Origin of the sequence: Nostoc sp. (genome assembly GCF_036917455.1) — a bacterium.
GTDB lineage: Bacteria > Cyanobacteriota > Cyanobacteriia > Cyanobacteriales > Nostocaceae > Nostoc.
On the sequence record NZ_JBALDK010000027.1, the window covers coordinates 24,110 to 46,401 of the forward strand.

Consider the following 22,292-nt stretch of genomic DNA (forward strand, 5'->3'; position numbering starts at 1 on the left):
TTTCCTGATTTTAAACAGCTTATTCAGTAGAAAGGCCTCGTCATACTTTTGTCATAAGTTTATCATAATTGCGTTAAATTAATATTTAGTGCTTACGGGAATTAAAGTACTAAACGTTGAGAACAAAATATAAAGAATACATCAAGTTCAGTACTTACATATACATTTTTTAGTCAAAAATATAAAGATTATGCGAAGATGTCTATGTAAATATAGACATCTAAGTAAATTTTCGGTATTCCATTCTTATCAGATTATCTAAATATTTCTTGTTTCCAGGTGTCGAATTACAGATTATTTTTCGTTACTTAACACTCTGAGAGGATGTTTTAAAAGTCTTGAAGGGTGTAATTTTGCCCAATTTTGGATCGCGATAAATAATTCGTTAGACAGCACAAGTCATATCTAAAACTTTCTAGTTTTAACTCTGTGAACTCCTGAGCAGAGAAAGTCTCAACTTAGATAATTCTGATTGAAATAAAACTGAATAGAACGAACAAGACTTTCAGGGATTAAAACTCGCTCGCACTCTATTGAGGAAAATAATATTATGTCCAGATTAATTGTTTCTTCTCCCTCACTCATCGGTACCTCTGGTTCGGATCAGGTAATTGGTCTTGAAGATAATGCATATTCCGCAATTGGAATTGAGGTTTTAAAAAAGGGAGTCATTGATACTAAAGGCGGTAACGACACTATCTCTGGCACTGGCACTGGCTTCAGCGACGGCTTCGACGGAAGCACTGGCACTGGCATTGCTAACAGTGGGATCATCAATGCAGGGAGGGGAAACGATACTATCTCTGGCACTGGCACTGGTGGTGTCGAGTATAGAAGCGTTGAACCTGGTACAGGTATCTCTAACACTCATGGTGGCCGCATTAATGGAGGAGACGGAAATGATTTGATCAAGGGAACCGGAACGGGAGGCGACGGTTTGGGAGTAGGTATCACTAAAGGCATCAATAATACCCAGTATAGCCACATTGATGGAGGTTACGGGAACGACTCTATAGAGGGAACTGGTAATGCTATAGGAATCTCTAACACTCAGCATAGCCGTATTGATGGAGGTTACGGGAACGACTTGATCGAGGGAAATAGTAAGGATAAGGATGTTTTTGATGGAGAGGATGGTACAGGCATCTTCAACAGTGATGGCAGCGTGATTAGTGGAGGCTTTGGAAACGATTCTATTACTGGTATCGGCAAGGGCGGTGATGGGGACATACAGCTATTTCGTGAGAATATACCTGCGGGGAATGGTATAGGCATCTCCAACAGCAAGGGTAGCGTAATTAGTACAGGGCAGGGAAACGACTTTCTTTCTGGCACGGGTACAGGCGGTGCAGGGTCCGAGATCCCTTCTTATCCAGAAGCTGGGGTGGTTCCACCTGGTGTAGGTATAGGCATTGTTAACAGTAGCATCATCAGTTTAGGCGATGGCAACGATACCATCATCGGTACTGGCATTAGTCAAGGCATAGGTTTTCTTAATACTAATGGCATTATCTGTGGAGGGGCTGGAGATGATACCCTTACTGGCTATGGCACCAGCATTGGCATTCAAGGCGGCACTATTGATGGCGGAAGCGGTAACGATTACTTCAAAGCTCGTCGAATTGATGCTAACGGTAATCCCGTTTCAAACCAAGGGGGCGATATTGCCAATGTCTTAATTAAAGGTGGATGTGGAAACGACACATTTGATGTTGGTTACGGTAATGCCACCATTGATGGCGGTTCGGGATGGGACAAGCTAATTCTGCCTGACTCCAAAACTAATTACACCATCATCGGTAGCTCCGACAATTACACCATTAAACGCGATGGGTTTGTCCTCAACGTCTTGAATGTTGAGCAAATTGCCTTTAGAGGCGTTGTGCCTCATGCTTAGAACGACTTACCCACAAAGTCAACAGTCTAACGATCTGGTACGGATGCTCTTAGCGGCTATTGCTTGAAATCGCACTTCCACAAAAATACTCTACTGATTTAATTCCCTCAGTAGAGTATTTATACTCTTCAAACGTTTTGTGAGTGGAACGGTATAAGCTGCGATCGCCTAGGGCGGGGCGTAGCTCATAGCGAAGTTTCATCAAAGCTTTTCCTGCTTCAAAAAACGCCAGTTCTACTTTTCGCTCCAGGTACAGGCGATCGCGTTCCTCAGTCTCGCACAACTCCTGCACCTCATGCCAAGGAGTGTAAAAACCAAATTTAACGACATAATGGATTAAAACTATTGTTAAAATCCAAATAATTTTAAGTTAAGATTCTTACCCAACTCCTATGAGAGAAACTGTCCTAGAGGTTCGCAATTTACAAGTTGAATTTCCCGGTGATGGCAATATTGTCAGAGCTTTGGATGGTATTTCCTTTGGGCTGCATCGAGGTGAAACTCTAGGAATAGTAGGAGAATCGGGGAGTGGTAAATCGGTGACAGCCCTAGCTGTGATGGGCTTGTTGCAAACTCCTGGTATAGTTACTGGCGGTGAAATCTGCTTTCGTCCACAGGAGAATGGCAACCCGATCGATTTGGTAAAATTGCCTCCTGAGCAAATGCAGTTACACCGAGGTGGCGACATCGCCATGATTTTTCAAGAACCGATGAGTTCGCTCAATCCGGTTTATAACATCGGGTTTCAGCTAACAGAAGCGATTATGCGGCATCAAAATGTGTCAGCAGCCCAATCACGACAAATTGCGATCGCAGGTCTACAAGAGGTTAAACTTTTACCTAGCGATGAGGAGATCCAGCAGCAGTATACCGAAACCTCATCGAAACCAGAACCATCAAAGTTGTCACAATTGCTTAAAGAACACAAAGAAGCCATGCTGGAACGCTACCCTCATGAACTTTCTGGGGGACAGTTGCAACGGGTAATGATTGCAATGGCAATTTCTTGCAACCCATTAATCTTAATTGCCGATGAACCAACCACAGCCTTGGATGTGACGGTGCAAGCCACTATTTTGGACTTGTTGCGAGAATTGCAGCAAAGCCGTGACATGGCAATGATTTTCATCACCCACGATTTGGGGCTAATTTCAGAAATTGCTGACCAAGTAGCGGTGATGTATAAAGGCAAAGTTGTTGAATCTGGTACTTCTGAACAAATTTTCAGCACTCCCCAGCATCCATATACTAAAGGTTTAATAGCTTGTCGCCCCACACTTAACCGCCGTCCCCAAAAATTACTCACCGTTTCTGACTACATGAGTGCAGAAGAGACAGCAACGGGACAAGTAATAATTCAGGCGAAGGAACCTGCACAACCCATAGATGTCACCACGGAAGAGATTGCTACAAGATTGGCAAACTTCAATGAGAAGGAACCTCTGCTACAAATCCGTAATTTGAAAGTTGGTTTTCCAGTGCGCGGGGTGTTTGGTGGGACAAAACGCTACAATATGGTGGTGAATGACGTTTCCTTTGATGTCAAACCAGGGGAAACACTAGGTTTGGTGGGAGAATCTGGTTGCGGTAAAACCACCCTTGGCAGAACCTTGCTGCGCTTAATTGAACCGATGAGTGGTCAGATTATCTTTGAGAAACAAGATATTACTAGCCTGAAAGGAGAACAGTTGCAAAAACTGCGGCGGGAAATGCAAATAGTCTTCCAAAATCCCTTTAGTTCTCTCGATCCCCGAATGAAGGTTGGGGATGCGGTGATGGAACCGTTGTTAATTCACTCCGTTGGGAAGACAAAGCAACAACGACGACAACGAGTAACCGAACTTTTAGAACGGGTGGGGTTGAGTGCAGATGCAATTAACCGCTATCCTCATCAGTTTTCTGGCGGTCAACGCCAACGGATTTGTATAGCTCGTTCTTTGGCGTTAAATCCTAAGTTTATCATCTGCGATGAATCAGTTTCAGCGCTGGATGTTTCAGTACAGGCCCAGGTATTAAATCTTCTCAAAGAATTACAGTCAGATTTTCAGCTTACTTATATTTTTATTTCTCACGATTTAAGTGTGGTGAAATTTATGAGCGATCGCATTTTAGTTATGAATCGCGGTCAAATTGTTGAAGAAGGTACAGCCGAAAGCATTTACCAAGAACCCAAAGAGGAATACACACAAAAATTAATTGCTGCGATTCCTACTGGTAGTGCTGAACGGGTGCGAAGTCGTCATCTAGGGACTTTATAGTTAAAAGGGCGGTTATAAACCAATACAGTTCAGCATTTCTTTCTTCTCTTCCTTCTCTTCCTTCTCTTTCTTCTCTTCCTTTTCTTCCTTTGCGTCCTACCCTGCGGGAAGCCACTTCTGTGCGAGACGCTACGCGAATGCGGTTCATTAAAAAAATTTACTTTGACAAAGAGTAAAGGCTCAACTTCCGAGTAAAAAGGCTCAACTTCCGAGTAAAAAGGTTCAACTGCCGAGTAAAAAGGCTCAACTGTCGAGTAAAAAGGCTCAACTTCCGAGTAAAAAGGTTCAACTGCCGAGTAAAAAGGTTCAACTTCCGAGTAAAAAGGTTCAACTGCCGAGTAAAAAGGTTCAACTGCCGAGTAAAAAGGTTCAACTGCCGAGTAAAAAGGCTCATAAACCGCGTCTACACAGACAAAACCCACCTCCGTGGGTTATAAAATTCTTTTTTAACAGATATTTGTGCAAACAAAGTTAATTACATCTGCAAGTCCAGACTGAGTTTTCAAATTAGTAAAAATAAAAGGTTTATCGCCGCGCATTTTTTTAGCATCTCGTTCCATCACACTTAAATCTGCACCAACATAAGGTGCTAAATCTGTTTTATTAATCACCAACAAATCAGACTTGGTAATGCCGGGGCCACCTTTGCGAGGGATTTTATCACCAGCCGCAACATCAATGACGTAAATCGTTAAATCCACCAATTCTGGACTAAAGGTAGCAGCTAAATTATCGCCGCCACTTTCCAAAAATACTAAATTCAAATCGATAAAACGTTCTTCTAATTGTTCAATTGCCGCCAAATTCATCGAAGCATCTTCGCGGATAGCAGTGTGAGGACAACCGCCAGTCTCTACACCCAAAATGCGATCGCTACTCAACGCCTGAGAACGAACTAAAAATTGGGCATCCTCCTGAGTATAAATATCATTCGTCACCACCGCAATCTGATACTGCTCACGCAATCCCTTACACAAAGCATCCACCAAAGCCGTCTTCCCCGAACCCACCGGGCCAGCAACTCCTACTCGAAATGCATTCATTGTTCTTTGTCCTTTGTCATTTGTCTTTAGTACATAGTTATTAAGACTTAGTTTTTGACCAATTCCCAATTCCCAATTCCCAATTCCCAATTCCCAATTCCCAATTCCCTAACTCCTAAACAACCTTGTATACTGCGTTTCATGCTGCATACTTGCCAGCGATAAACCCCAACTACAACAGGCGAGTTCATCATCCTCCAAGGCTAAAATTTCTAGGGATGCAGTGCTAAATAATGGTTGCAAATCTAGCAATAACTGCTGTCCTGCTGTTTGGCCAAGGGGAATAAGTTTCACGCCAGCAGTAATCAAATTACTTGCCCAACTATGCAGATATCCAAGTAATGCAGCTTTGATGCTAATTTGCCAATGGGCAATGGCAATGCCAAAAGCGATCGCATAATTGCAAGGATTACCTACAGCTTTGGCAATAGGTATAATCTCCGGTTCTAGTTTACCAAGTAATTGAATCAGCGATCGCCCCATCTGCCAACTAGAGGCGCGTAATTCTTCTGTTTCCCTAGCTGCGGATAACCAGAGATTCCAACGGCATAGCGACTCTACATCATTCATTTTTGCCGATTGCTGCGATCGTACCATCACCGCCGCCTCTAACCGAATTGCTCCGTAGAGCAACTCTGCTTTTAACCAATCTTTGAGTTGTGTCTGGTTAGCGATCGTACCATTTTCCACCAGCATTTCCAAACCTTCAGAATAGCTATATGCTCCCACAGGTAAAGTGGGGCTAGCTAATTGTAAAATACTCAAAAAATGGCTATCAGCGAGCATGATGGTGTTGTCCATAAGCTCCTAATTCTGGCTGAAACGGTAAAATTTCCTCTTTAACTTCTAACCCCAGTTGTTCCAACATCGTGCGTAAAACCGAATCTGAAGATAAGCGTAAATAAGTCGGGGTAATTTCTACAGGTACATGGCGATTTCCCAAATGATATGCTGCGCGTAGTAATAAAAGTGGTGTTTGAGCAAAGGCAGTCACTACTAGTTCTGGTTTGGCAATAATTCTGATTAAACTACTATGGGTTTCTTCTAGCAGAATATCGCCATCGTGTAAGACAGTTCCTCTCGGTAAATGTAAAAACACAACCTTACCATCTTCCGTTTCAAAGCGATGACGGCTGCGGGTACGTTCTTCTGCTGTTAGCGCCAGAGTCAAGGTAACTGCGACATCGCAATTAGGTGGTTTAAGTTGGGTAAATGTCAGCATACAGAGTTTCGCTTGAACTTCTGTGTTTTATTATGGTTCTAATTTAAACCCCATAACTGCCTTGCCTGAAGAAAAGATAAAATTAAACAAAGAAAGGCAACAAGCCAAACGGGGATAATCATGAACCAAGCCATTGAAGGAGTACGCTGGACAATTCACGATTTAGAGGTTCTACCCGAAAATGAGTGGACACGCTATGAAATTATTAATGGAGAACTCTTTGGAGAAAAAGCACAGTTGGTTTTAGTTGCTACTTTGTTAGGCGATGATCAAATCACATCGCCACTTTTACCAGGATTTTGTTGTTCTATCGGTTTATTTTTTCCTGAATAATCGCAAATTCGAGAATATTTCTGGAAACCTAACCGCTAAAAATTAGGAAACCCAAGCAAGAATAAAGCCAATATTGCAGGTACTGATTGGATTAAAAATGCTGTTGGTCGTTTCAGTGTAATGCTACCAAAAACACCTGCGATCGCTACACAAATTAAAAAGAAAATCACAATCCATGAAGACTCAACCTGTGGGAACTGTGAGATAAATAATCCCCAAATTAAGCCGGCAGCAAGAAAGCCATTATATAACCCTTGATTTCGAGCAAGAATTGTAGCAATTTCTTCTATAGTAAAATTTTTCAGTAATTTTTCTTGAATAAACTCTGTATTAAAGAAAAAAATCTGCACAACTAAAAAAACAATATGTATGAATGCAATAATGCCTATAAGTATATTGACAAATATTTCCACAATTACTGTCCTCCTAAAATTTAATTTTTAGCTCACTATAGACGACTTCGCCTTCTGCCTTACCCTTAAAAGTGATCGGTGTTTTCCAAAGAAATTCTGAGTTATTGATCGGGGTTGTGATAGTTACAGACATGGTAAAACTCCTTTACTATTTACTCGGATATTGAGGTTTAAATTTAAACACGAGTATAGACAGTTCCTCCACTACTAGAAGTAGCTCTCAGAACCTGCTTGCGATTTCTTGGTTCAGCACTAAGATGAATCCATCTTGGATTGTCTAAAGTGCCAAATTCCAAAATAATTTGGTCGAACTCACAATTGTCATTCACCCATTCTGCAAGTTGTTTTGTTCCTACATTTACTGGAACGACATCAGCCGCAAAGCCTTGACGATGGGCACTATTTCTAGCGCCTCCTACTGCTCTGTTAAGTTCTGCTGAACGAAAACCAGAGTTAATTTTTAATGGACCCAAGGCATCCCGTGCAGGTTGTAAAATTTGCTGGCAGAGTCTTTCTAAGTTTTTGATTTCTCCTGGTGTTGGTGTGTTATCAGCTCTTAGTAAATCGGCTGTTGGAGATATGACAAATTCCCAAAGTTTAAAATTGGCGCTCAAGTTAATGTCCAAATTAACTTTGTTTAGTGGATCTAAAAAAAGCCAATTATCGTCACTAGCAACTAGCTGATTATTCGCATCAAATCCTTTAGCAACAATCCGCCGAGTCCCACCACTGTTAAAATCATAAGATAGTGACCATTTGCCATTATTTGCCGAAGTTTTACCTAATAGCCAACGGTCATCAGCCCATAATTCTACTTGAATAATATTCGTGCTAGCAGTACCTTCAAAAACTATTGCATCTTCTAGTTCTAACTCTGCATCTTTTTGAGGTTTATCGATTGTAATTCCCATTTTTACCTCTTCTTAATTCCAATAAAGAATTCATCGTAATATCACTTTGGTTTAATTATTAGCAGACGTTAGCAACTTGTGCTTTGTCTTAACTTCATCAAACCTCAAACCCGATCGCTCTGTCGGTGAGAAAAGGTGACTAGTTATGTAAAGAGTTGTAAAGTCTCTAAAAAAATATTCAAATGACAAGTTTGCAGTAGATGTCTTCAACAGGATACGTTGTGAATTAATCGTTGTCCTAAGCTTCCTGTCTGTTGCTAAGTAGTCGGACAGAATTAGTTACACAATGTCATTGTAATCGCTTTACTTCGTTGCAATGACTGTAAATATTTTTGTCCATCTACTTATCCTTTGTTAATGAATAATTAAATAAAATCGCCACTTTTGCCTGAATTTTGTTGTACTCTTTCTTGATTTCTTCTTGAATAATGTGATTTTAAATTGATATTAATAGGAATCCTAAATAATTTATAATTAACAAGATTAGCGATTTTATATAAAAATCACTAATCTTGATATTTTAGTTTTCACAAATCAGATTAGACTGCTGTGTGTGAAGTTTTACATATTCCAGGTTTCGTACCAGAGGTGTTTGATTTTTTTTATTGTCTTTCCTGTTTTTATTGCCGTCCAGCCATCTTTAATAGCCTTTTTCTCTTTATCAGTCAACCTCCAGGATAAGGGTGGTTGATACTGACCATCTTTGTAAAATTCAGGGGCATCAGATGCAGAGGGAAAGAAGATGGGAAAGTATTGGATATCTACCTTGTTCTGCCATTTTTGGGCTAAAAGTTCAGCTTCTTTTGCATTTCGAGATGCCAAAACTGAATCACGTACTTTAAAGGTTGCTAGTAATGGGCCTATAGTCGCCATAAACCAGCCTCCATCTCCCTGCACTTTTTCGGTTGAAGGAGATTCGGGAAAAGCATTTATTTGCAATATTAGGACTCGTTTGATATTTAAACTATTTTCAGGTAGCCATTCATTTAGCTGTTCATCCAGCCATTCTGCTGCTGTTACAAAGCCAGAGTTATCGAAATAACCCCCATCAGCAACGTGATAGTTCCTATCTGGGATATTGATACTGTTGCGGCAGATAGGAGAAACATAGGGAAAAGTTGCTGATAGTCTTGCAGCTGTGACAACATTCATATCATAAGCCCCATAAAGGCTATTAAAGTCTAAATACTTCTTATTAGGAAGTTTACAAAATGTCATTGGAGTCATCAAAAACCGCCAGCCGTTTTCGACTAAAGTGGCATTGAATACAGGAATAGGAATTTCGCCATCAAAAATCTGTTTTCGCCAGGTTGCTAAGGTTTTGCTCTTTTTCGGTTCCTTCATTTCTGCCTGCCAGTCTGTCTCAACTGCTGTACCGCGATCAAACTTTGGGCGAATCAGGAAAGGAAGCCCTATAAATCGCCATACATCCAAATAAGCCATACCCCAACCAACAGCATCTAAACTATCTGTAGTAGCAGCAGTAAAACTATCTCTGGTAGTTCCCTCAAAGCTTTTTTGTTGGTTCTCTTCTAAAAAACCATCTTTATTAAAGCGATCTAAATAATACATTGTTCCTACGGAACCACCTGAAACAGAACTGATCAAACCAATTGCTTTAGTAAATGACTTTCCTAATAGTTCTTGAAAACCAGTCAAGACCTCTACTGTCCATCCTGCTGCTTGAATTCCACCACCACTGGCACAAACAATTACTAAAGTTTTTTCTCCCTGTTGATATTTTAGACGTTTATCTAGAACTTGTTTAAAATCACCAGAATCACTATCAACTCTCCTTTTATCTTTACTTTCATTAAGTGGATTGAGTTGAAAAAAGTGATTAACATCAAATGCCAAATAACTTAAACCAGAGAAAGCAATAAATAGAACTAATATAGGAACGCGGAAATAATCAAGATAGAATGTTGTCCCTCCATAAATAATTACTGTTGTGGAAACTAGCATTAGCACATATAACAGAGCAGGTGCTTCGGGTCGATTGGATTCTGGTTTAGGATTAAAAACTAAACCAATTGTTAGGTAAAAAATTAATCCAATTATCAAATAAGCAATTGCTGTCAAATGCCCCGCAGCCAATTCACCAGTTTGAGGATTGATATAGCCAGCTAGATGATTTTTGCTGATGAAAGAAAAGATATCAACGACTATCTTGTTTAAAAAAGTATTTGAGCTTAACCACTGTCTGAGTAAACCAAGGATAAACAAAAGTCCAATGCTTAATACCGTACCAATAGATGCTCCCCACCAGATTTCATTTTTGTCTAGCTTCTCTTGAGACAAATCAATTGCAACTATGCAAATATATAAGCTTAAGGCAATAGCTATGCCATATTGCCAAAATTCAGGAATTTTTATTGTTACTGGCACAGAAAAGCGAGCTGGTGAATTATCTAAAATGATGGATGTGACTAAAACTACTGAAGTTCCTGCTCCAATTGCACTCACAATTATAGTTGCCAATTGCCACTTGTCACGAAGTATAAACAGACTTTTTAACATGGCTGGCAGCCAATCTTTTGCAAGTTTAGGAAGTAATAGAAGGAATAAGCCCATTAATATAGGCAGGCGTAAGAAGAAAAGATATTTCCATACAGCATCAGAACTTGGTAGCCATGTTGCTAAGACTATTAGTACTAGCACAAACCAGGTAATTTTTTTCATTTTACAACTGTAATTCTTTGTTGTCTTATTATTTAATACCCCAATTTTGATTGCTCTGCCGGTGAGAAAAAGTGATGACTTTATGTAAATAATTGTAAAGTTTGTCATAATCTTCCCAGGAAGAACAGAAAAGTTAAAGACTTAAACTATACGTGGATCTTGTTGAGCGATGACGGCAGAAGAGGCACTCAAAATAGTCAATGCTCTTTTACACCCAACATTTGGGCAAAGCCTTAATGATGTTAAATCTGTGGTTTTTCTGGAAACTTGGAGAGGACAAACTTATGAGGTCATTGCTGAGAAACTAGGTTATCAAAACGACTATATTAAACAGGTTGGTTCGCAATTATGGCGATCGCTCTCCCAAGTCACTGGTGAAGAAGTCTCTAAAAAAAATATTCAAGTCGTTCTGCATCGCTATGAACAATCCCAAAGCAGTACGCAAGATTGGGGAGAAGCCATCGATGTTTCTCGATTTTACGGTCGTCAAGCAGAATTGCAAACTTTAACAACATGGATTGGGAATGAGCATTGTCGTTTTGTCGGGATTTTTGGACTCGGTGGGATTGGCAAAACTACTCTCTCAGTGAAACTTGCTCAAAAAATTCAGTCTCAGTTTGAATATGTGATTTGGCGTAGTTTACAGCAAGCACTGCCACTAAATACTTTACTAAGCGAGATTTTGCCAATTTTAATGGGTTCAGAGGTAACAATCAATAGTTCAATTAGTATTTTGATGCAACAATTGCAGCAAAAGCGTTGTTTGTTAGTTTTTGATAACGTTGAGTCAATTTTAGAGAGTGGAAACCGGGGGGGACAGTACCAACAAGGGTTTGAAGCATACCAACAGTTATTTGAGCAAATCTGCGATCAACTCCACCAAAGTTGTCTGATGATCACAGGACGAGAAAAACCAGGTAAAATTGCAGTGCGCGAAGGAAAAAATTTACCTGTGCGATCGCTCTGTTTGTCAGGACTCTCAGCAATAGATGGTCAGCAAATACTGATTGCCAAAGGGTTAGATATAACACCTCAGCATCAAACCTTAGTTAATTACTTTGGTGGTAATCCACTCGCTCTCAAAATTGCCGCAACCGCTATTCAAGATATATTTTGTGGTGACACACAAGCATTTTTAGCACAAGGTAATACCGTTTTTAGCGATTTGTGGGACTTACTCAAGCAACAATTCGAGCGTTTATCGCCTCTGCAACAACAGATTATGTACTGGCTAGCGATTAACCGAGAAGGAGTAACACCAACAAAGTTACAAGCAGAAATATTACCGCAAGTATCTTGGCAAGAACTCTTAGAAGCCTTGGAGTCACTCAAGGGACGCTCACTTGTAGAAACAGCAGCCACAGGGTTAACGCAACAACCTGTAATTATGGAATATGTTACAGAACAATTTATCCAAACAATTGAGCAGGAGATTGTTACAGGCGAACTCAACTTATTCAGAACTCACGCCTTAATTGAAGCTCAAACTCAAGATTACGTGCGCGAAGCCCAAATTCAATTTATTCTGCACCCATTAGTGGAGAGACTTTTCACCCACTTTGATACACAAGCCAAACTTGAGCAGCACCTTTGCGAAATTTTAGCCCAATTGCGACACCAAACAGCAATGCAAACAGGCTATGCAGGGGGCAATCTGCTGAATCTATTCTTTCACTTGCAAACCGATCTGAGTGGCTTTGACTTTTCTCATCTGGCTATTCGCCAAGCTTACTTAGCCAACGCTACATTACACAATACTAATTTTACTAATGTCAAAATTAGAGAAACTGTCTTTGCTGAAACCTTTGGCGGTGTACTCAGTGTTGCTTTTAGTTTAGATGGACAGTATTTAGCTACTAGCGACACCAAAGGCGAAATTCAAATTTGGGATGCTGATACAGTCAAGCAACTAGTGTGTTGTCGAGGACATCAACATTGGACGTGGAGTGTAGCTTTTAGTCCAGACGGACGGTATCTGGCCAGCGCTAGTGATGATTATTTAGTGAAGTTATGGGATGTAGAAACTGGGCAATGTCTGCATACATATAAAGGACACACTTACTCAGTTAACGCCGTTGCATTTAGTCCTAAAGATAATATCCTGGCAAGTTGCGGTCAAGATTTAACTATTCGTTTGTGGCAGGTTGCACCAGAAAAGCTTAACCCAGAAGTTCAGACTTTAGTTGGTCATGAAGGTCGAGTTTGGGCGATCGCTTTTCACCCTGATGGTCAAATTATCGCCAGTTGTAGCGAAGATTATACAATTCGCTTGTGGGATGTTGCTACCGGAAATTGTCTTTGTGTTTGGCAAGGACACGATCGCTGGTTACGCTCGATAGTATTTAGTCCAGATGGTCAGTTACTCGCAAGCGGCAGCTATGACAACACTATCAAACTTTGGGATGTTAAAACCCAAAAATGTTTTCAAACCTTACGCGGACATCGAGATACAGTAACTGCGATCGCATTTAGTCCTAATGGTCAGCAGTTAGCTAGCAGCAGTTTTGACCGCACAGTTAAATTATGGGATGTAAACGGAGATTGCCTAAAAACCTTGCTCGGTCATAGCAGCCGCGTTTGGACAGTTGCTTATCATCCTAACGAGCAACAATTGGTCAGTGGTGGTGATGACCACGCCACCAAACTATGGAATCTTCAAATAGGACGCTGCACGAAAACACTCAAAGGACATACCAATAGTGTATTATCCCTAACTCTAAGTCCAGACGGCAACTATCTAGCAAGTGGACATGAAGACCAAACAATTAAACTTTGGGATATCAAAAACGGTAGATTAGTGCAAACATTACGGGAACATACTAACCGTGTATGGTCAGTAGCGTTTCAACCTGCTAGCCAGCATCCTTTACTTGCCAGTGGCAGTGCAGACTACAGTATCAAATTATGGGACTGGAAGTTAGGAACCTGTCTACAAACCTTGCATGGTCATAATAGTTGGGTTTGGACAGTCGTTTTTAGTCCAGATGGCAGACAATTAGCCAGTAGCAGCTATGATCAAACCGTGAAACTTTGGGATATTAGCACAGGTCAATGCCTGAAAACCTTCAAAGGACATACTAGTTCAGTGGTTTCAGTCGCCTTTAGTCCAGATGGGAAACTGCTTGCCAGTAGCGAGTTTGATGGGATAATTAAGCTGTGGAATGTTGACACTGGAGAATGTTGGCAAACTTTAGCAGGACACACAAACAGCGTGTGGTCAGTTACCTTTAGCCCTAATGGACAGTGGTTATTAAGTACAAGTTTTGACCAAACCCTCAAACTATGGTTAGTTTCCACAGGAGAATGTTTGCAAACTTTTATCGGACACCAAGGCCCCGTTATGGTGGCGCAGTTTAGTCCAGATGCTCAGTTTATTGTTAGTGGTAGTTTAGATCGAAATCTGAAACTTTGGTATATCTCTACAGAAGAATGTTATCAAACTTTGGTAGGTCATTCAGAGCTTGTTTATAGTTTGGTGGTAGCCTCTGTCCCAATTGGAGACGCAACTTCTACCAGACTGACTGCTTTCAGTGGTAGTTTAGATGAAACAATTAAAGTTTGGGATTTGCAAACTGGTCAATACGATCAAACTTGGAGAGCGCCTCGTCCCTACGAAGGTATGAAACTGGAAAACATTCAAGGGTTAACAGAAGCTCAATTAGCAACTTTACAGGCTTTAGGTGCTAGCTAATAGGTAATGTAAACCAAAAGGTTGCCCCTGCATCTAATGCACTATTCACGCCCATTTCGCCACCGTGAGCATTGATGATTTGCTTACATAAATATAAGCCCAATCCCAAACTTACAGAATTGCGGATATTTGCACCCCGAAAGTAAAGGTCAAAAAGCCGATCGCTTTGTTGTTGACTAATGCCTACACCGTTATCACTAACAGTACAATAAATCATCTCATATTCACAAGTAGCGTTAATTGTCAAGAGCAAACCAGGGGCATTATGTTTGAGAGCATTGACAATTAAGTTAGAAAAAACTCGCCATAGTTGCGTGCTATCTGCATTCACTAATGGCAAATCTGCGGATACCAAGTTTGTCAATTGGGCTTGATTTTGCTCTAGCAATGGCTCTAAATCTGCGATCGCAGCTTCCACAACTGTCAGTAATTGTACAGGTTGACGTTGTAAAACAACACCTTGAATTTCGCCCAGATGAGCTTCCATCAAGGAATTAATTAAATTCAGTTGGCGATCGCTACTTTGAATCATTCGCTCTAAAATTGAGCGAGAAATTGAAATATTTTCCTCTGGACGTGCAAGCAAGTTTCTCAACACCATTAAAGTACCCAGCACTGGATTGCGTAAGTCGTGGGAAACTGCATGGAAAAATACTCGTAGTTCTGCTTCAGTTTGTTTGCGCTGGGTAATATCTTCAATCAAACCTTCGTAGTAAAGCAGTTTAAGATGTTCGTCGCGCACTGCATAAGCTTTTTCCGAAATCCAGATAATACTTCCGTCTTGGCGATAAATTTGGGATTCAAACTCGGAAACGCTGCCATCCTTTTCCATCAGGCGCACAAATTCGGCGCGGCGGTTCGGATCGACGTACAATTGCTCAATATCAGTGGAATTTGCTGTCACCTCCTCTGCTAAAGAGTAGCCATAAATGCGTGCCAAAGCCGGATTTGCTGTAATGTAACGTCCATTGGGACTACTTTGAAAAATCCCTTCAACAGCGTTTTCAAAAATGCTGCGATATTTAGTTTCTGCAACTTTGAGTTTTTGGTATGCAGATTCCAATTCTTGACGGGCGTAAAACTCAGAACGTTGCAGGCGATCGTATAAATAAACACCCATGTCGCATATAGTACAAAACCAAAAAATGTATAAAAGGAATGTCACACTATATATTTCTGGGTGTTCGGGGACTGGTGTCTTTAATCCAAGTAGAGTATTTACACCGAAATAGTAAACTAGTACACCTACTTGAGACAGCAGGTGAACAATCCAGCAGACTGGCATTAATACAGCTTGGCTTAAGAATAGGAGCGACCAACCGATCGGATCGGGTAGTGCAAAACCTCTGAGGGTGGCAAACAACTGCGATGCTAAACTAATCGCCCAAGAAGACCCTAAAAACAATAAATCTGGACGATGACGACCTAATTTAGTTTTATGTAAGGCAAAACAAATTAGTATAGTGAGGAGCATTGTAATATTTATTACAATGCGTTGAGTTCTAAGTACTTCTGGCAGCTGCTGCAACTCTTGAAATGGGAAAAAAAAGCCGTAAATGTCTCGCAAAGTAAAAGACAGCAAACAAATCAGCGCTAGCCATAACCATAAACGCAATCTCTGCCACAAAAAACGGTTACGCCAAACTCTATAAAGAGTAGTAGTTTCATCTCTTGTTGGTGCAGAAAAGGTTTGTTTCAACCATCTTTGCACTCTTGTAAATTGAGTCGCCATTAGCATCCGAGCAACTTTGCCCATACCTTGAGGGTGTTTTCCTTACTCAACATTGCTATAAATAACACCCTCTCATTTTTTGGTGATTTATGGGCGATTTGTTACGGATGAAGTTGCTAAAGGTAATGTAAACCAGAAAGTTAACCCGCGCTTGCGGTTGCTAATAACACCAATTTCGCCGCCATGTGACTGAATAAATTTGCGACAAAGATACATTTTTAAGCCAATGCTTGTAGAACAACAGTCTTGAGGATCGCGGACATGGAGATCGAAAAGGCGATCGCATTCTACTTTACTCATTACCACACCGTCATCTTGAATCTGAGTGCGAAGCATTCCGCCCTCAACGGTGGCACTCAGAATAAAATTTAATCCTGGTGGATTATTTTGCAAGCTATGTGTTAATAAATGTGCCAAAAATTTATCCAACCGACTTGTATCTACCATCACTAACGGTAAATCGGCGGGAAGCAAGTTTTTTAAAGTCGCTTGATTTTGTGTCAGCATCGGTTGCAACTGGGCGAAAATTGTTCCCAGTAGGATGCTAAAGTCCATAGGTTCGGGTTTGAGATCCATACCCGGCTTTTCACCGGAATTAATTTCTAGCAATGAGTTAATCATTGCCAGTTGGCGATCGTTGCCTTGAATCATCCGCTCGATTATTGAGCGAGATACTGGGATTGGGGATTGGGAAGAGGCAGAGGGGCGGGGTGCAGGGGGCAGAGGGAAAAACTTTCCTCCCTGTTCCTCACTCCCCAATCCCTGATTTAACAAATTCTTTAACACCATCAAGTTACCCATCACTGAAGTTCGTAAATCGTGGGCAACTGTGTGCAAAACAACATCTTTGACGCGATGCAATTTTTCAACTTCTTGCATTTTCTGCTGCAACTGTGATGTTCGTTCTTCTACTTGGTGTTCTAAATTAGTGTTAAGTTCTGCGAGTTTTTGGTATATCTTGCTTTGCTGAATGGCGATCGCTACTTGTTCAGACATCTGCTTTAATAAATCAATTTCTATTGGCTGCCAATGACGCGAACCTGAGCATTCATTGGCAATTAACGCCCCAAATAATTCATTACCTAGCATAATTGGTACAGCCAAGCTGGCCTGCGTTTGAAATTTTCGACAGTGTGCTTGGACTTTGGGAGATACTGACATTTGTGTAATGTCTTCAACGACACGCACAAGATTATTTTTTAGTAAGTTTCGCACTTCTTGTAGATAAGCTTCATCATTAGTAGACCAACCTAAGACTGATGGATACTTGGGATCTACTGATTCGGCAAGAGTTCTGATTCCTAACTTGGTATTATTTAAAGCAATAAACACTCGATCTGTTTGCAGAAATTGCCTGACTTCCGTCACGGTGGTTTGCAAAATTTCTTCTAGGTTAAGCGAAGACCGAATTCGCACTAAGGTTTTTGCCAACAAGCGATCGCGTTGCGCTGCTAGGCGAAATTGTGCTTCTACCTGTTTGCGTTCTGTAATGTCGTGATGGACGGCTAAGATGCAAGGAACACCATCCAAATCAATAACTTCGGCTGAAAGTAGCGTTGTAATTATCTTGCCAGACTTTTGCCGAAATTCAACTTCCAAGTTGCGAACAACTCCTGTACTTTGCAACTCCTGTAACAAATTTAAGCGATCGCGATCGTCTACCCAGAGATTTAACTCAAAGGAAGTTTTATCAATCACTTCATCTCGTTCATAACCAGAAAGCTTCACAAAGCTGTCGTTAATTTCGATAAAGCATCCCGCTTGCAGCGTGCTTATAGTAATTGAATCTGGACTGCAACTAAAAGCTTTAGCAAATTTTTGGGCAAGATTTTTTAAGGCAACTTCTGCTTGTTTGCGTTCTGTGATATCTCGCACAATTGCTAGTACCTCATCTTCACCACTCACCACTAACCGCGCCTCATAATCTCTGACTCCCAAAGGCGTTGTTAGCTGATATTCGCAAGTTTGTAAAGTTCCAGAATCTAAAGTTTTAGCGATCGCTTCTAGGCTAATCGCTGCAACATCACTAGGCAATAACTCCTGCACATGCTTCCCAACAATTTCTTCCCTCGAAAGAGTGATATTTGCTCCTTCACTTTTCAAATCTAGATACTCAGCATCGCGGCTAATGCGAAACATTAAATCAGGAATAGCATCCAAAATTGCTTTATACCGCGCCTCACTCTCTTGCAATTTTTCTTCGGCTTTTTTGCGGTCTGTAATGTCTAAAACGAAGCCATTCCAAAGCACAGCACCTTCTTCTTGTCGTTCCGGTTGTGAAGTACCTTGAATCCATTTAATGCCACTAGGCGTAATGATGCGACCTTCCCAATGCCAAGGTGTAACAGTGTTACAACAAACAGCTATAGATTCTGTAAAAGCTTTTATATCTTGTGGATGAATCAGATTGTATATCACCTGAAAGTCTGCCTGTAAAGCTTCTGGTTCTACTTCATACAAATATTCACAACCAGAACTAACATAAAGGACTAACACAGAACCATCCTGCTGTTGCAGAACTTGGAAAATTATTCCTGGTAAATTGGCAGCAAATTTTGATAGCAGGTTAATAGCCTCTTGCTGACAATTTGGTGTATACAGCGATTTTACAACGGTTTCATCCACTCTTTGACCCTTTGATACACAAGCTATTGATGTACAATTGAAAGCCAGAATAACCAAGTTAACAGTTTTTATTCTGTAGGCATAATCGCTAACTGAATCAAAACTGCACCTTCTTTCAGATTAGTTCCTGATGAGGCGATCGCATTCACCCAATCGGGTGAACCATTTGCCACAGGGAGGAAAAAGTAATGAAATAGTTAGTTATAAATAGTGGTCAACGACACTTTTTTGAGACACTGCCAGTTTTAACTTAGCTCTTATAACTTTACACTGAGGATATTTTTGAGACAATAATGATCAAACTAGATCGTGATGATTAAATTTCATCAATAGCCCAGCCTAGTGAACTTTGATCGCAATAATCAGATAGAAACTAGTTGATCAATACATTTAATCTAGTTTTATCAAAAGAATAAACAGAGTTCCTAATATCTAAAAACCAAAAATGGCTATTTCAGAGTGGATACTCTGTAGTAATATCTAAGGAGACTGAATGCAATTACAACAAACATCAGTTTTAGAAAAAACTCTTTGGGAAGCAGTTCTGAATCGAGATCCCACAATTGACGGTAAGTTTTTCTATGGTGTTCGCTCGACAAGCATATATTGCCGACCTATTTGCCCTAGTCGCAGACCAAATCGGAATCAAGTTTGTTTTTTTCAGTCCCCACAAGAGGCTGAAAATGCAGGTTTTCGTCCTTGTAAGCGCTGTCAGCCACAATCTGAAACAGTTCCAAATATAGGCAAATCTAAAGTCTTAGCAGCATGTCGATACATTGAAACGCAACTAGATCGCATCCCCACCCTCTCGGAATTAAGCTCTCAGGTGAGGATGAGTCCCAGTTATCTGCAAAAGGTATTCAAGCAAATAATTGGCGTGTCCCCTTTTCAATATGGAGATGCGCTGCGTAGCCAACGATTGAAGCAGCGTCTCCAGTCGGGGGAAGAAATTGCTGATGCAGTTTACGACACGGGGTATGGTTCCAGTAGCCAATTGTATGAGAAAGCACCTAAGCAACTGGGAATGACACCAAAGACTTATCAACAAGCTGGAAAGACAATCAATATTGTTTATGCGATCGCTCCATGTCCACTAGGATATTTACTTGTGGCAACAACACAGAAAGGTATCTGTGCCGTTAAACTAGGTGATGAAGCAGACAAGCTTGAACACATTTTGAACCAAGAATTTCACCAAGCGCAGATCGTGCGTGATGACCACACACACAAGGAATGGATACAAGCAATCCTCAACTTTATTGCCGGAGATGAAACACATCTCGATTTACCACTTGATGTCCGTGGCACAGCATTTCAGAAACAGGTTTGGCAAGCATTACAAAAAATTCCATATAGCGAAACCCGCACATACACCGATATTGCTCGTGATATTGCCAAACCTCAAGCAGTCCGCGCGGTGGGTAATGCTTGTGGCGCTAATCCAACAGCGCTGATTGTACCGTGTCATCGAGTGCTGCGGAGTGATGGTAGTCTTGGTGGTTATCGCTGGGGAATTGAACGCAAACAAAAACTGCTTATACAAGAATCGAAATCGATCGAAGATGACTCAAACACCTGAATTAGAATCGCTGACTGAAGAAAGTTTGACCCGTGGTTTAATGGTGCTTGCCAATCTTGACAGCGATTTGGCTCGGATTCTAGAAACACTGGGGCCTCCACCTATGTGGAAAAGAGAACCGGGTTTTGCAACGCTTCTGTGCATCATTCTGGAACAGCAAGTTTCCGTAGCGGCTGCAAAGGCTGTATTTAACCGTCTATGTGGAGTTGTTGTACCACTAACACCAGAAAATTTTCTGATGTTGGATGATGTTCAATCGAGAGGAATTGGATTCAGTCGGCAAAAAGTTCTATACTGTCGTGGCTTGGCGAATGCCATCGCAACTGGTCAGCTTGACCTAAGCAAGCTGGAAACAATGGACGAAACGACTATCAGAACTGAGTTAAAGCGTCTCAAAGGTATAGGAGATTGGACAGTTGATATTTATTTGCTGATGGCATTGCAACGTCCTGATGTCTTTCCTAAAGGCGATTTAGCGATCGCGATCGCTTTTCAAAAGCTCAAAAACTTGCCGACACGTCCAACACCATTACAACTCGAAACTATGACACAGCACTGGCGACCGTGGCGAGCGATCGCTGCAAGACTTCTATGGCACTACTATCTGAGTAATACCAAACTTGCACTTAATAATTGATCTTTCTTCCTTGGCGACTTGGCGGTTCGTTTAATCAATATAAACTAAATGGTAGAAAATCAATTAAACCTAACAGAAGAAAAACCTCAAAAAATTTCAAATATCCTACCGATAATAATAGTAATAATTGCATTATTAGCTTTATCTTCAACAGCAATATTTATTAAAATTGCTGTCAACGAAATGAGCGCTACTACTATATTATTTAATCGTTTATGGATAGCTACTATTATCTTTGGATTATGGAGTGGAGTTAATCAAGCATGGATTCAGATTAAAGATGATGAACCTGTATTACCACAGCAACCTTATCCGATCAAAGAGATAGCTTTCTTAATAGCAGTAGGTCTAGTTCATGTATTAGGTCGATTATCTTGGACTTGGGCGCTAACTCAGACTGGTGCTGCTAATGCTAATGCCTTGGGTAGTCTCAATCCGCTATTTACTACATTAGGGGGATGGCTATTTTTTAATCAAATTTTTGGGCGCAAATTTATCATCGGTTTGATATTAGCAATGATTGGCGCGATCTCAGTTGGATTTGAAGATTTATTACATTCTAATAATAATTTTACAGGTGATGCTGTTGCCCTCTTCTCATCGATATTTTATGCAGCCAACTTTTTACTTATCGAACAGATTCGCAATAAGTTTTCCATTCTTACCATCCTCGTGTGGCGCTGTGCGATCGCAACTTCATTGATGATTCCAGTAGTACTAATCTTTGAAAAACAAGTTTTTCCAGTTTCTTTGTCGGGGTGGTTAGTAATATTTGCACTAGCTGCTATTTGCGAAGCCTTGGGTCATGGGCTAATTGTATATAGCCTGAAAACTTTTTCTTCAGGATTCATCTCTTTACTTTTGCTACTTAATCCAGTAATTGTTGCTATTCTTGCTTGGATACTTTTCGCGGAAAAATTGAGTATTTTTAACTTGCTAAGTTTGGTTCTAATTTTAGGGGGTATATATCTAGGAATTTCTAATCAAGAATCGATTAAATCTAGTGTTAATGTCCCCATACAATCCCCAGAAAAAAGTGAAGTTTTGTAGAGTGTACTATGCCAAAGGCTAACGCACTATCCTAGATTTTCGGTGCGTTATAACTAACGTCCATAACGCACCTTACTATAGGAATCATATTTGATTTCTGAAAAATCTAAGTATTTGTAGGGTGTGTTATACCAATTTAATATGAAGCTGCATAGAAAAGGGCTTCTAAAATAAAGTTATAAGAGGAAACAGAAATTACCTGCTCAAATGTAAGTTGCT

The 22,292-nt window shown here is 40.6% G+C and carries 16 protein-coding genes; 7 read left to right on the forward strand and 9 right to left on the reverse strand.

What is annotated here, in order from left to right:
* Nucleotides 1-550 precede the first annotated feature (550 nt).
* Nucleotides 551-1,897 (forward strand): calcium-binding protein, encoded by a 1,347-nt coding sequence (locus tag V7K42_RS03100; RefSeq protein WP_334913439.1) that lies wholly within the window; start codon nucleotides 551-553, stop codon nucleotides 1,895-1,897.
* Nucleotides 1,898-1,946: 49 nt separating this feature from the next.
* Here V7K42_RS03100 and V7K42_RS03105 read toward each other — a convergent pair whose 3' ends face one another.
* A complete protein-coding gene (locus tag V7K42_RS03105) occupies nucleotides 1,947-2,180 on the reverse strand; it encodes a hypothetical protein (protein ID WP_442938512.1) in 234 nt (77 codons plus the stop codon).
* Between the two features lie 109 nt (nucleotides 2,181-2,289).
* On the opposite strand from V7K42_RS03105, the gene V7K42_RS03110 reads away from it, so the two are divergent.
* Nucleotides 2,290-4,155, forward strand: a complete 1,866-nt coding sequence (locus V7K42_RS03110; protein ID WP_334913441.1) for an ABC transporter ATP-binding protein — start codon at nucleotides 2,290-2,292, stop codon at nucleotides 4,153-4,155.
* 446 nt (nucleotides 4,156-4,601) lie between these two features.
* Here the strand turns inward: V7K42_RS03110 and ureG are convergent, their stop codons facing one another.
* The 3 genes from ureG to ureE all read right to left on the reverse strand — a co-directional run bounded on the left by ureG (nucleotide 4,602) and on the right by ureE (nucleotide 6,420).
* On the reverse strand, nucleotides 4,602-5,198 hold the full coding sequence (gene ureG / locus V7K42_RS03115) for an urease accessory protein UreG (RefSeq protein ID WP_334913443.1): 597 nt from the start codon (nucleotides 5,196-5,198) through the stop codon (nucleotides 4,602-4,604).
* A 108-nt stretch (nucleotides 5,199-5,306) separates the two neighbouring features.
* Entirely contained in the window at nucleotides 5,307-5,999 is a 693-nt protein-coding gene (locus tag V7K42_RS03120) for an urease accessory protein UreF (protein ID WP_334913445.1), read from the reverse strand.
* Nucleotides 5,974-6,420, reverse strand: a complete 447-nt coding sequence (gene ureE, locus V7K42_RS03125; protein ID WP_334913447.1) for an urease accessory protein UreE — start codon at nucleotides 6,418-6,420, stop codon at nucleotides 5,974-5,976. Before ureE ends, V7K42_RS03120 begins: the two co-directional genes overlap by 26 nt.
* A gap of 120 nt (nucleotides 6,421-6,540) precedes the next feature.
* On the opposite strand from ureE, the gene V7K42_RS03130 reads away from it, so the two are divergent.
* Nucleotides 6,541-6,753 (forward strand): hypothetical protein, encoded by a 213-nt coding sequence (locus V7K42_RS03130; protein WP_334913449.1) that lies wholly within the window; start codon nucleotides 6,541-6,543, stop codon nucleotides 6,751-6,753.
* A 35-nt stretch (nucleotides 6,754-6,788) separates the two neighbouring features.
* Here V7K42_RS03130 and V7K42_RS03135 read toward each other — a convergent pair whose 3' ends face one another.
* From V7K42_RS03135 to V7K42_RS03145, 3 genes are all read right to left on the reverse strand, one after another.
* Complete coding sequence (locus V7K42_RS03135) at nucleotides 6,789-7,166, reverse strand: DUF1304 domain-containing protein (protein WP_334913451.1); 378 nt, start codon at nucleotides 7,164-7,166, stop codon at nucleotides 6,789-6,791.
* A 176-nt stretch (nucleotides 7,167-7,342) separates the two neighbouring features.
* The gene (locus V7K42_RS03140; RefSeq protein ID WP_334913452.1) at nucleotides 7,343-8,077 is read right to left on the reverse strand and encodes a D-Ala-D-Ala carboxypeptidase family metallohydrolase; all 735 of its coding nucleotides are present in this window, start codon (nucleotides 8,075-8,077) and stop codon (nucleotides 7,343-7,345) included.
* Between the two features lie 561 nt (nucleotides 8,078-8,638).
* Nucleotides 8,639-10,759, reverse strand: coding sequence for a hypothetical protein (locus V7K42_RS03145; protein ID WP_334913454.1), 2,121 nt, complete (start codon nucleotides 10,757-10,759; stop codon nucleotides 8,639-8,641).
* Nucleotides 10,760-10,928: 169 nt separating this feature from the next.
* Between V7K42_RS03145 and V7K42_RS03150 the strand changes: the two genes are divergently transcribed.
* The gene (locus V7K42_RS03150) at nucleotides 10,929-14,450 is read left to right on the forward strand and encodes an eIF2A-related protein (RefSeq protein WP_334913456.1); all 3,522 of its coding nucleotides are present in this window, start codon (nucleotides 10,929-10,931) and stop codon (nucleotides 14,448-14,450) included.
* Here the strand turns inward: V7K42_RS03150 and V7K42_RS03155 are convergent.
* A complete protein-coding gene (locus V7K42_RS03155; protein WP_442938513.1) occupies nucleotides 14,443-16,182 on the reverse strand; it encodes a PAS domain-containing sensor histidine kinase in 1,740 nt (579 codons plus the stop codon). The two genes, V7K42_RS03150 and V7K42_RS03155, sit on opposite strands and share 8 nt — an antisense overlap.
* An 87-nt stretch (nucleotides 16,183-16,269) precedes the next feature.
* Entirely contained in the window at nucleotides 16,270-18,807 is a 2,538-nt protein-coding gene (locus V7K42_RS03160; RefSeq protein WP_334913460.1) for a sensor histidine kinase, read from the reverse strand.
* Between the two features lie 493 nt (nucleotides 18,808-19,300).
* Between V7K42_RS03160 and ada the strand changes: the two genes are divergently transcribed.
* From ada to V7K42_RS03175, 3 genes are read left to right on the forward strand one after another with little or no spacing between them, the layout of a single operon-like run.
* The gene (gene ada, locus V7K42_RS03165; protein WP_334913462.1) at nucleotides 19,301-20,386 is read left to right on the forward strand and encodes a bifunctional DNA-binding transcriptional regulator/O6-methylguanine-DNA methyltransferase Ada; all 1,086 of its coding nucleotides are present in this window, start codon (nucleotides 19,301-19,303) and stop codon (nucleotides 20,384-20,386) included.
* Nucleotides 20,370-21,023: a DNA-3-methyladenine glycosylase family protein gene (locus V7K42_RS03170; RefSeq protein ID WP_334913464.1), complete on the forward strand. Its 654-nt coding sequence runs from the start codon at nucleotides 20,370-20,372 to the stop codon at nucleotides 21,021-21,023. Before ada ends, V7K42_RS03170 begins: the two co-directional genes overlap by 17 nt.
* A gap of 48 nt (nucleotides 21,024-21,071) precedes the next feature.
* Nucleotides 21,072-22,073 carry a DMT family transporter gene (locus V7K42_RS03175; RefSeq protein ID WP_334913466.1) on the forward strand — a complete coding sequence of 334 codons (1,002 nt, stop codon included), beginning with the start codon at nucleotides 21,072-21,074 and terminating at the stop codon, nucleotides 22,071-22,073.
* The last annotated feature ends 219 nt before the right edge of the window (nucleotides 22,074-22,292 follow it).